This is a genomic window from Acetobacter sp. DmW_125128 (genome assembly GCF_008704325.1).
In the GTDB taxonomy this organism is placed as follows: Bacteria; Pseudomonadota; Alphaproteobacteria; order Acetobacterales; family Acetobacteraceae; genus Acetobacter; species Acetobacter oryzifermentans.
Genome location: NZ_VHOP01000077.1, coordinates 1 through 852, shown reverse-complemented (window position 1 = coordinate 852; position 852 = coordinate 1). Strand labels below are relative to the sequence as shown.

Sequence of the window (852 nt, the reverse complement as noted above, 5' to 3'; positions counted from 1 at the left end):
TAGGCTCAGGACTCATTCTTTGAGATAGAAGATGACGCTTGCTGCGATATGGATTGCAGACATGAAGGTATGAGCGCACCGGTCATATCGGGTCGCAACACGTCGCCAGTCCTTCAGTTTTGCGAACATGTTTTCGATGAGGTGGCGCTTTTTATACAGATGCCAATTGTAAGGTAGCTTTGATTTCCGGTTCTTCTTCGGCGGAATACAAGCTGTGATATTGCGTTCTGCAAGCGATAATCTGATCTGGTTGCTGTCGTAGCCTCTGTCCCCGATGACTTCTTCTGTCTCATCGGGGAGGTCTGCCAGAAGCACGTCTGCGCCTCTGAAGTCACTGACCTGCCCTGCAGTCAGATGTAGACGGACCGGTCGGCCCTGATCATCGCACACGGCGTGAAGTTTTGAGTTCAGGCCGCCTTTTGTTCGTCCGATATGGCGGGGAAAAGCCCCTTTTTGAGCAGCGACGCCGATGTCCGGTGTGCCTTGATGTGTGTTGCATCGATCATCAAACGCTTCGAACGGCCAGCCTGTTCTGTCAGGGCGACAAATATCCTGTCAAAGACACCCAGGCGGCTCCACCGGATGAAGCGATTATACAAAGTCTTGTGTGGACCATACGCTTTCGGAGCGTCTTTCCACTGCAGACCGTTACGGATTACATAAACGATCCCGCTCAGAACGCGCCGGTCATCCACGCGTGGCACTCCGTGCGCCAGAGGGAAAAATGGCTCAATCCGCTCCATCTGCCTCTCGGACAGCATAAACACATCACTCACAGGCCCACCCTCCATCGGTAAGCCTCTGAATCACAACCGCTCGCTCAGTTCAATAAATTAATAGGTCCTGAGCCTA

At 52.7% G+C, this 852-nt stretch carries 1 protein-coding gene; it reads right to left on the bottom strand.

Annotated elements, in window-relative coordinates; all coding sequences use genetic code 11:
* Nucleotides 1-12: 12 nt before the first annotated feature.
* Nucleotides 13-776 (bottom strand): IS5 family transposase gene (locus FKW19_RS14805; RefSeq protein ID WP_089179917.1). Its coding sequence is split into 2 segments (ribosomal slippage): nt 13-443 and nt 443-776, totalling 765 coding nucleotides; the frame shifts between segments, so codons are not numbered across the junction.
* Between the last annotated feature and the right edge of the window lie 76 nt (nt 777-852).